Below are 10,167 nucleotides of genomic sequence, written 5' to 3' on the forward strand. Positions count from 1 at the left end.
GGCGGGCTACGGCTACTGCCGCTCCCACAGCAGGTTCTACTGGGGCCTGCGGCTGTTCCTGGTCTGCACCCCGGCCGGTATGCCGATCACCTGGGCGCTGGCCGGCCCGAAGATCGACGAGCGAGAGGTGCTGACCGCGATGCTGGATCGCGAGCCACACCTGGCTCGCGACCGGCCCGGGTTGCTACTGATCGCAGACAAGGGCTTCGCTTCCAAAGAGTTCGAGGCGGACCTGGCCAGGCAAGGCGTCACGCTGCTGCGGCCTTCGTTCAAGCGGGAGAAACCCCGCCCGGGCGAGCCGCTGCTGAAGTCGGTCCGCCAGCTCATCGAGTCCGTGAACGACACCCTCAAGGGACAGCTCGGACTGGAACAGCACGGCGGGCGGACTTTCGAAGGCGTCGCTGTCCGCGTCGCCCAGCGAGTCCTGGCGATGGCCGCCGCGATCTGGCACAACCACCAGACCGGCGCACCCACCCCCAGGTCGCTGATCGCCTTCGACCACTGACATCGGACTTACTCGTCTAGGGAGCTACGGGCCGCCGTGGCGCGGGACGGCTCCTCGCCGCACACGTCGAACTACGCGATCAGCCTCGTGCTGTCCCGGGCGGGCGCCGAACTCGTCCGGATGGAAACCACCGGCGACCTGAGCGGGCTACCGGAGCTGATCGAGGAGCTCACCGGCCTGCACGAGTCCCTGCCGCCGGGCGATGCGGAGCGCGGCGAGCTGGCGAGGAGTCTCGCCGAGGGCCACCGGGCCCGGGCCCGGCACCAGCAGGACCCGGACGGACATCGCCTCGCCGCCCGCTACTTCGATTAAGTGGAGCAGGCTGGCGAGAAGCCTCCGGAACGAACGCTGGGCACGATCTTCGAGGCCCCACCGGACGAGGGCCGGGCCGCGCTCGACCGGGGTCTCGCCGACGCCGAAGCCGAACTCCATCGCGCCCTGGAGGAACCCCGCATCAGCCACGATCGGGAGTACCTGGCGCGGTGTTGGCTCGGCCTTGTGCTGATAGCCGGATCCCTGCGATTCGCGGAACCGGCCCTGCTGGACCGGGCCATTGACGAGCTGACCCCGGTACGCCGCCTGATCGCCGAGGGATACGCCTCGGTCCGCCGGGGCGACATTCTGGAGAAACTGTCCGAGGCCCACCTCCGGCGCAGCCGGCGCGGCGGCCCGCAACGCACCGCGGACCTGCGGGCGACGCTGGAGATCGCCCACCAGGCACTGACGGAACTCGCCGCCGACGTCCTGCTCCAACTCGGTGCCGAGCACGGCCTGGTGGTGGCCCGGGACGGGGCCGTGCTGGGCCGACGGCTGGCGTACGGAGTCATCTGGTTGTCCGGCCGCCCGGACGAGGCGGTGCGGTCGCTGGAACTCGGCCGCGCCATGGTGCTGCGGGCCGCGGCCGCCTCCCGCAGTGTCCCCGACCTCCTGGCGGCCGGCGGTCACTCCGAACTGGCCCGGCGGTGGCGCGCCCAGGCCGCCACGGCCCCGCCGGACGCCGCCGGCCCCCGCATGACGGGGGCGCTGCGCCGGATGGCGCTCAACGCGCTGGGCGCCCGGGGTGACGGCGCAGGTGTGGAGGCGGTGCTCGGTGTGCCGGACGTGGCCGAGCTCGCGGCCGGCCTGGCCGCGACGGCGACCGACGCGCTGGTCTACCTCGTTCCCGGGCAGGGCCTCAAGTACTTCGCGCCCGGTTTCGCGCTGATCGTCCGGCCCGGGCACGCCCGGCCCCAGGTCCTGCCGCTGCCGCAGCTGCTGGGCACCGGCAGCGCGCCGTTGGAGCGTTACCTGGAGGCCGCCGCAGAACGGTCCAGGACGGCCGTCGACCCCGCGCTGGACCCCATCTGGCAGGCCGAGCGGCGCTGGCCGGCAGCGCTGGCCGAGTTGTGCGACTGGGCGTGGGAGGCGGCTGTCGGCCCGCTGGTGGACGCCTTGGGCTCGTCGGGGCGGCCGCCGCGCATCGTGCTGGCGCCGTGCGGACCGCTCGGTGCCGTGGCCTGGCACGCGGCCCGGCGGCCACAGCCGTCCGGCGGGCCCGGGCACCGGTTTGCCTGCCAGGACGCGGTCTTCAGCTACGCCCCCTCCGGTGCCCAGTTCCTGCGGGCAGCGGGCCGCCGCCGGCTGCCCGCCACCGGACGCCAGGTCCTGGTCGCCGACCCGGACCTCACCCTGCTGTGGGCCGAGACCGAGACCGAGACCGACGCCCTGCGCGCCGCCTGCTACCCCGGCGCCCTGCGCTACGGCGCGTTCCTCACCTCCGACGAGCCCGTAGACGCCGTCGGCAGCCCCGATGACCTGCTCGCCGTCCTGCCTGGCGGCGACACCCAGCATCCGTCCTGCACATCTCCTGCCACGCCGTGGCCAGCCTGAACCCCGCCCGGTCCGCGCTGCGGCTGGCCGCCGGGCCGGGCCCCGACCCCGACAGGGGCCTGCTGACCGTGGCCCGCATCCTGGACGACACCACCGACCGCCCGCCGGACACGGCAGGCCCACTGGTCGTGCTCAGCGCCTGCGAGACCGACCTGACCACCCGGGACCACGACGAGTCACTCACCCTCGCCACCGCCCTGGTGGCCCGTGGCGTGGCCGACGCGGTCGGCTCCCGCTGGGCAGTACGCGACAGCCGGACGGCCGTGATGATGGCTGTCTTCCACCACTTCCTGACCGCCGACAACCTGGCGCCGCCCGACGCGCTACGCGCCACCCAGATGTGGATGCTGGACCCGGACCGCACCCCGCCGCCCACCCTCCACGGCGAACTGCGCCACGAGATGACCGGCCCCGACCTGGGCCGGATCCACCACTGGGCCGCCTTCACCCACCAGGGCAACCCCGCACCGGTGGCCGTGACCGGTCAGCCCAGACCAGGCTCGGCCGACTGCTCCAGGGGGCGCTTGCCGTAGGCAGGGCATCGCTCATAAACGGGCTCCTGTTCTCGACGCGACGACTGCGTGCACGATCTTGGCGGAACACAGAGCGAAGCCTGCGGAGAAAACGAAGACCACCGGGTCCGGTCCGCGTTGTCGTCGGTGAGGTGCAGGCTGGCGTGCGTGGGCATATCGCTTCCCTGAAGGACCGGGATGCCGCGTTGACGCATGGCCAGCGGCAGGATGTCGCACTCGTCGAGGGAGAGCAAGCGGGCGAAATTGCCGCACCTTTGAACTCGCCCCCAGCCCCTAAACGGGCTGCCGGAGAAAATCGAGCAGGTGGCACGGACGGTTCCCGACCCGCCGCTGACCATCGTTACCGAGGAGATCAGCGCTGCAGCCGATGACGGGACCGGCTATCTGATCGTGCATATCCCGGCCAGCCCCGTCGCACCGCACATGGTCGACAACCGCTACTTCGGCCGCGGCGACAAGACGAAGTACCAGATGGGCGACGCCGAAGTCGTCAGCCTGCACGCACGGCGGCGCAACACCGAGGCCGACACCCTCGCTCTGCTGCGCAAAGAGATGGACGAAGACCCGCTGCGCGACGTCGGAGCCCAGTCCCACCTCTTCCTGGCCGCCCAGCCAACAGCCGGACGACGGGACATGTGCCTGCCCCTCATGGGCCAGTGGCACGGCCCCGGACTCAACGCGGTGTGGCGCAACTTCCTCGGCTCGGGCTCGCGTGTGCGCCACACCCCTGACTCGATGGGCGCCCTGCGCGCCCAGCAGGCCGCCGACCTTCGCGCGACCGCCGCCCGCTACCCCGCAGACCCGCGCCTGCACCGCCTGATCACCACGCTGCGCGCCCGGAGCCCGCTCTTCGAGGAGCTGTGGCAAGACGCTCCCGCCACCCCGCACCGCGGCGCGCGCAAGACCATCGACCACCCCTCCGTCGGGGCGATCACCCTGGACTGCGACGTCCTGCACACCGCCGGCAGTGACCTGCACGTCATGGTCTACACCGCCGAGCCCGGTACCGAGGGCGCCGATCGCCTCGCCGTTATAGGGACGCAAGCCCTCGTCGGCTGAGGGTCGTCGCAAACGCTCCCGGTGGTCCCCGGCTCAGGGCACGCGTCGTAGGCCGTCCAGGAAGACGTCCAGCAGCCGGCCGGCTCTGGCGTCGTGCTCGGGCGGGCGGGCCACGGTGAAGATGCCGATGAGGCCGGCAGCGATGTCCTCGGCGGTGACGTCGCGGCGCAACTCGCCTGCCTCACGGCCTGCTTCGAGGAGGTACTCGATCGCGGCGAGCAGTTCGGCCTGCGTCTGGCCGTGGGTGATCTCGCCCGACTCGATCAGCGCGAGCATCGTGTCGAGCATGCCGTTCTTGGCCGCGATCCACGTGCCGAACAGGTCCATCCAGCGTCGCAGTGCCACGGGGGCTGGGAACTGGGCCAGCAGCTCGCGCGAGCCGGTGGTAAGCCCGGCGACCTGGTCGCGATAGACGGCCTCGACCAGGGCTTCGCGGGTGGGGAAATGGCGGTAGAGGGTGGCGATGCCGACCCCGGCCTCGCGTGCGATCGCGCGCATCGACGGCTCGCCCTCTGCGCGGACGAACGCGCGGCTGGCTGCGGCGAGGAGCTGGTCGCGGTTGCGGGCCGCATCCGCCCGTCGTGCGCGACTCTCCGACTCAGTCAAAACGGATCACGCTCCGGTTGTGTTACGGTCGCCTTGAAACGGAGCATAGTCCGTTTCTTGTTCCTCTCGTTTCGTCGCCCAGGAGGCACACAGCATGCAGGCATCGAGTGTCACGACAGCGGCCACCGCGAGCAGGGCGGTCCTGTTCGACTCGTTCGGTGGCCCCGAGGCCCTGAACGTGCGCGACGTGCCCGCGCTGCAGGCCGGTCCCGGCCAGATCCGAGTGCGGGTCACCGCGGCCGGACTGAATCCCATGGACTGGTTCATGACCTCCGACGCGGAGACCGCCGCCCGTTTCGGCCTGAGCCTGCCCTGCGGCTTTGGAACCGACTACGCGGGCGTCGTCGACCAGATCGGCGACGGGGTGAGCGGATTCACGGCGGGCGAGCGGGTGTTCGGCGGCGCCATGTCCCGCTCGGTCGCCGACCACGTGGTGATCGACGTGGCCGGGACCATCGCAGCGGGCGGCGCCGCCCACCGCACCCCCGACGGTGTCGACGACCGCACCGCCGCCGCTCTGACCATCGCGGGCTCCACGGCCGCCGCAGCCCTCGCCGTCGTCAGCCCCGGCCCGGGCGACACCGTGCTCATCGGCGGCGCGGGCGGCGGCGTCGGCGTGTTCGCCGTGCAACTGGCCAAGCTCACGGGCGCACGGGTGATCGGCACCGGCTCGGCGTCCTCGGCCGATGCCCTGCGCGCCCTGGGCGCCGAGCCGGTCGCCTACGGCGACGGCCTGGCCGAACGCGTCCGCGCCCTGGCCCCCGGCGTTACCGCTGCGATCGACCTGCACGGGACCGAGACCGCGCGGGTGGCCCGGGAGCTTGGTGTGCCCGACGACCGCATCACTACCATCGCCGCCCAGATCGACGGGATCACACCGGCGAACGGCGCCAACGCCGCCCCCGGCGCCATTGAGGAGATCGCCCGCCTGGTTGCCGAGGCCCGGCTGCGCGTGCCCATCGCGGCCACCTTCCCGATCGAGCAGATCCGCGCCGCGGCCGAACTGCAGGCCGGCCGCCACGTACACGGCAAGGTCGTCATCAATCTCGGTCCGGGCGAGCCGGCCGCCGAACCACGCGACTGAGGTCAACGCCGGTGGTCCTATGGCGGGCACGAGCGAACCGTAAGCGGCGGAGGCGGCCAGCCCGGCGTGCCGAGCCCGCGCGGTGTGCTGGGACTAGAGCGAGAGCGAGGAGGGCCGCCGGGCTACCAACCCGAGGCCGTGAGAATTCTCGATCAAGTTCTCGAAGGACAAGGCATCTTGGGCGGTTTCCATCGGCTGAGGCCCTCTTGTCCACCCAGGCCACCATCCCCGGCTCGCGCACTTGCACCAGCAGATCGTGAGCCTGTGCTCTGCCACGGATGACCGCATGTTCCGTGAGCGCTGGAACGACCATCTGCTGCGACTGGAGGACCTCCGCGACGACGACAAGAAGGTGGGCCCGGCCGCCTGGGATGCCGCCCTGGCCCGCGTCAGTGATTCCGACCGCGGTGTTGTCGAGCTCCTGCTGAAGGGAGACCTCGCTCCGTGACCAGCCTCGCTGCCGAATACGATCCGTACATCCTGGCCATGCCCGGCCCGGACAGCCCGGTGGTGCTGTCCCTGTGGATCAGCGCCGGCAACACGCACCACAACGCCCGCTATTGGGAGTCCGTCTGGCCGCTGGCGCCACTCATCTGGCGCCACTCATCGACAATCCCAGTACCAGCCTGTTCTCGATCTTCTGGAGGAAGTGCCCGGTCCCTCTGCTTGCCCGCGTCGAGGATCCACAGCGCCTCGGCCAATTCGGCAGCCCGCTCGGTGTCCGCGGCCCATGCCGCCGTGATGACTGCGGTCCGCGCGCCCGCTGCTGCGTGGCGGGCGAGCACCCCGCTGCCGACAACGACTCGTCGTCCAGGTGAGTGAACTGCGAGTAGGCTCGGCACGGGCATGTACAGGTCACCTTCCAGCGTGAACGGAGCCTGATCGTATGTCACCCAGGGTGACCCGATGCCAGCGTCGACCTACCGGAGTGCAGGCGCTCGGACAACCAGCCCGGGCGAGGATGCGTACCCGCACAGCCGAACCGGGGCCCGGCCTTGAGCGTTCTACCGCGTGAGCTCAAAGCGCCCACCGGTCGATTCCGGGAGGGAACTCCCCACGGAGAAGACTGATGAAGGCGCGACCGCATGCCAAGAGGGATTCGGTGGGCACGTCTGCGAAGAACCACGACCCCTGCCCGCCCGTGCCGAAGGAGTTCGCCACGTCCTTCGGGATGGCCGGGGACCACGCGAGCAGTTGCTGCACAACACGCTCCGACAGGTCGAGCGTGAGGGCGACGCGATCGGGATGCGTTCCGAGGTGGTCGTCCAGACGGGGCGACACACATCCCGAGACCCCGAGCGTGGCCTGCAGCTCCCAGTCCTCTCGGGCGGCAACGAGCCATTCGGCAGGAGCAGCGACCGTCTTGGCCCCCTGCGCGAGAAGGTACAGCCACACCTCAGCCTGGGCGTCGCGTACCCAGAACCCGGCTCCGCGGTAGTACATGTTCGAGCTGCCCATAGTTGGAGTAGAGCACGTGGGCGCCGAACGCCTCCACGGAATTCCGGGCAGACCCGGTTTCGGCAGGGACACGCGCCCTGTGGGCGTGGCTCAAGCCCGTCGCGTCCGGGGACGTGATGCTCAACGCCGAGGAGTCCGCGCTACCTACCAAGAGGCCGCGCATTACGTGTCAAAGTGTGAGATCTGCCCCGTGCCAGCTCGCTCACGTGCGGGAGGATGGATCCCGTTGACTGCCCCTGTCGTGAGTTGAGGTTGTACGTCATGTCTTCCGGCCCTGAGCCCGTGGCTGAGGCTTCAGCTACTCCGACACACCGGGCCCGTCCGGTCCGGCTCACGCTACGCCCGGACCAGCAGCAGGCGGTCGACAGCGCAGCACGTCATCTCGCGCGTCCGCATTCGCGTGGGCATACGGTCTCGGCCTGCGGTACCGGCAAGACCGTAACGGCGCTGCGTACGGCCGAGGCTCTGACCGTCCGGCATCTTCTGGTCGCAGTGCCGAGTCTGGACCTGATCGCGCAATGGGCCCAGGCCGCCCGCCGAGACGGGCGCCGCGAGCCGATGATCGCAGTGTCCTCGCTGCGCGCAGATAAACATCCGCTGCTCGCCGGGGCGGCCGTCACGAGTACGAACTCGGGCGAGAGGCTGGCGTCGTGGCTGGCCCGGCACGAGCACGCCACCGTGTTCGTCACCCTTGACTCGCTGCCGAAGATCGAGCAGAGCCAGCACACCCGCGCCCCGGCCCCGGTGTTCGATCTGCTGATCGTGGACGAGGCGCACCGCACCGCAGGCAGCTGGGACAAAGAGTGGACAGCCCTGCACGACAACACCCGCATCCCGGCCGACCGACGCCTCTACCTCACCGCGACCCCCTACGAGTGGGAGCCGCCGCGTCTGACGGAGGCGCCCACGTCCCGCCCGGTACCCAAGCGCACCGCGGCCACGGCCCCAGAATGGGATGCACCCTCGCTGGTCGCATCCATGGCCGACATCAAAACCTTCGGCCCGCGCCTGCACACCTACTCCCACGCCCAGGCCATCGAAGACGGAGTCCTTGCGGACTACCAGCTGGTGGTACCCACCATCACCGACACCATGCTGCTCACCGCCCTCGCCGACCCAGACGCCCACTCCGGCTTCGCACCAACCGCCCGCCGGACGACAGCCCTGCACCTTGCCGTCCTCAAGGCTATGGCCGAACACGACCTCCACCACCTGATCATCTACTTCCAGCAGATCGCCGATGCCACGGACTTCGCCCGCCAGTTCCCCCACACCCTGCGCACCGTCACCCGCGAGCAGCGCCCGGACTGGGCCGAGGACCTGGTCGTGCAGTCGATCAACGGCACCCACACCCCGGGCCAGCGCCACGACATCCTGACCGACTTCGCCGACGCCGACCGCGCCGTCCTCACCAACGCCCAGGTCCTGGGGGAGGGCATCGACCTGCCGGCTGTGGACGGGGTGGTATTCGCGGACCGCACCGCCAGCGTCCGACGGATCGTCCAGGCCCTGGGCCGCGCACTGCGCAAACCCCCCACCTTCGAGACCAAGACAGCCAGCCTCATCATCCCTGCCTACATCCCACCCAGCGCCGATCCCACCGACCTGCTCTCCACCCCCTACGAAGCCTTGTGGCTGGTCACCGCAGCCCTCAGACACCACGACCAGACCATCGCCGCCCGCGCACCCCGCAAAAACCCCAACCAGCGCCTGGAGCGCGACACCCACACCCTGATCGCCCGCCGCTTCCGCTTCGACTTCACCCTCGATCCCAACACCATCGCTCAAGCCATGGACCTCCTCTCCTGGCCCGCCGACGGAACCGCCCTCTCCGCACCGCGGCGAGCCGGCCTGGCCGCCGTCACCCGCTTCTACACCGAACACCAGCACCTGCGCGTCCCCGCAGGCTACGAGGACGCTTACGGCTACCACCTGGGCACCTTCATCACCGGCCAACGCACAGCCCGTCAGCAAGGAACCCTCACTCCAGAGTGGATCGCTGAACTCGACGCACTCGGCATGATCTGGGACGACCACGAAGCCACCTGGCAAGGCCACCTCACCACCGTCACCGCCTACCAGACAGAGCATGGTCACCTCGCCATCCCCGCCCACCAACCCGGCGGCCAGTTTCTCGTCGACCAACGTGCCCTGGCCCGAAGGAACCGCCTTGCCCCCGAACGCGATGCTGAACTCGCCGCCCTCGACCCCGACTGGACCCTTCCGTACGGCCCCGACTGGCACCGCAAGTACCACCTCCTCAAACGCCACCTCGAAGCCGGCCACGACCCCGCAACACTGCGCCGTAACACCGTGATTGAGGGAGTGATGGCCGGGAGCTGGCTGCACCGTCAGCACACCTCCTGGGACCAGCTGGCCCCTGGGCAACGCGACCTCCTCACCTGCCTCAACCTGACCCCCAACCAAACCCCGCTTCCCACAGGGAAGATGATCGGCACGGCGTCGAAGCGGACTCGCCGTACCTTCCAGCAGACTGCGGAGATCCTCCGGCTGTTCGTGGAGCGCTGGGGCCGTCCGCCCGGCGCTCGGGAATGGATCGAAGCTGACGGCGACCGGATCATGATCGGCCCGTGGCTCTGCAAGGTCCGAACCAAACAGAACACCGGCCAACTCTCCCAAGAACAAGATCAGTTGATGGAAGAGATCCTTCAGAGCGATTGGCGCGACACCGACCTCGCACCTCCTGAAAAGGGGGACACCCACATCTCGAATCTTCCATAATTTTCTGCTTCTATGGAAGCAGCAGAAGGCACACGGAGTCAGCAACTCAGGAACCCAGCAGGCCGAAAAGATCCTGACGTCGAGTCGACCCCTCCCTGAGCCAGCGTCGCCGGAAGGACCACTTCACTCCGGCCAGCCCAAAGGTGACCGCGGAGCGGGAACCTTTCCAACCACCTTAGCCACAAACAGAGTTGTAGGAAACCGACCAGGCCAAGTGGGTGGGGGGGGGGGGGCGGGGGCAGGGCCCCGCCCCCCCCCCCCCCCATTGACTGGAGTGATAAAAACTAAGAGACAGCCAACCCCACAGACAG

The 10,167-nt window shown here is 69.9% G+C and carries 10 protein-coding genes; 8 read left to right on the top strand and 2 right to left on the bottom strand.

Going from position 1 to position 10,167, the window contains the following annotated elements; translation table 11 throughout:
* The 5 genes from ACFXB5_RS50000 to ACFXB5_RS50020 all read left to right on the top strand — a co-directional run.
* A partial coding sequence (locus ACFXB5_RS50000) for a transposase (RefSeq protein WP_385221839.1) occupies nt 1-505 on the top strand: 505 nt, incomplete at its 5' end.
* A 36-nt stretch (nt 506-541) separates the two neighbouring features.
* On the top strand, nt 542-817 hold the full coding sequence (locus ACFXB5_RS50005) for a hypothetical protein (protein ID WP_385221841.1): 276 nt from the start codon (nt 542-544) through the stop codon (nt 815-817).
* The gene (locus ACFXB5_RS50010) at nt 818-2,374 is read left to right on the top strand and encodes a CHAT domain-containing protein (RefSeq protein WP_385221843.1); all 1,557 of its coding nucleotides are present in this window, start codon (nt 818-820) and stop codon (nt 2,372-2,374) included.
* Complete coding sequence (locus ACFXB5_RS50015) at nt 2,362-2,907, top strand: CHAT domain-containing protein (RefSeq protein ID WP_385221846.1); 546 nt, start codon at nt 2,362-2,364, stop codon at nt 2,905-2,907. Before ACFXB5_RS50010 ends, ACFXB5_RS50015 begins: the two co-directional genes overlap by 13 nt.
* Before the next feature lie 303 nt (nt 2,908-3,210).
* Nucleotides 3,211-3,966 (top strand): hypothetical protein, encoded by a 756-nt coding sequence (locus ACFXB5_RS50020; protein ID WP_385221848.1) that lies wholly within the window; start codon nt 3,211-3,213, stop codon nt 3,964-3,966.
* 33 nt (nt 3,967-3,999) lie between these two features.
* Here ACFXB5_RS50020 and ACFXB5_RS50025 read toward each other — a convergent pair whose 3' ends face one another.
* Nucleotides 4,000-4,572, bottom strand: coding sequence for a TetR/AcrR family transcriptional regulator (locus tag ACFXB5_RS50025; protein ID WP_385221851.1), 573 nt, complete (start codon nt 4,570-4,572; stop codon nt 4,000-4,002).
* Nucleotides 4,573-4,666: 94 nt separating this feature from the next.
* Between ACFXB5_RS50025 and ACFXB5_RS50030 the strand changes: the two genes are divergently transcribed.
* Together ACFXB5_RS50030 and ACFXB5_RS50035 are read left to right on the top strand one after the other, a co-directional pair.
* Nucleotides 4,667-5,656 carry an NADP-dependent oxidoreductase gene (locus ACFXB5_RS50030; RefSeq protein ID WP_385221853.1) on the top strand — a complete coding sequence of 330 codons (990 nt, stop codon included), beginning with the start codon at nt 4,667-4,669 and terminating at the stop codon, nt 5,654-5,656.
* Nucleotides 5,657-5,942: 286 nt separating this feature from the next.
* On the top strand, nt 5,943-6,104 hold the full coding sequence (locus tag ACFXB5_RS50035; protein ID WP_385221856.1) for a hypothetical protein: 162 nt from the start codon (nt 5,943-5,945) through the stop codon (nt 6,102-6,104).
* Between the two features lie 569 nt (nt 6,105-6,673).
* Here the strand turns inward: ACFXB5_RS50035 and ACFXB5_RS50040 are convergent.
* On the bottom strand, nt 6,674-7,114 hold the full coding sequence (locus ACFXB5_RS50040; RefSeq protein WP_381868551.1) for a hypothetical protein: 441 nt from the start codon (nt 7,112-7,114) through the stop codon (nt 6,674-6,676).
* 261 nt (nt 7,115-7,375) lie between these two features.
* Here ACFXB5_RS50040 and ACFXB5_RS50045 point away from each other — a divergent pair, with 261 nt between their 5' ends.
* Complete coding sequence (locus ACFXB5_RS50045; RefSeq protein WP_385221858.1) at nt 7,376-9,856, top strand: Helicase associated domain protein; 2,481 nt, start codon at nt 7,376-7,378, stop codon at nt 9,854-9,856.
* Nucleotides 9,857-10,167 lie beyond the last annotated feature (311 nt).

The sequence above is a fragment of the Streptomyces sp. NPDC059455 genome (genome assembly GCF_042750115.1).
Classification (GTDB): domain Bacteria; phylum Actinomycetota; class Actinomycetes; order Streptomycetales; family Streptomycetaceae; genus Streptomyces; species Streptomyces endocoffeicus.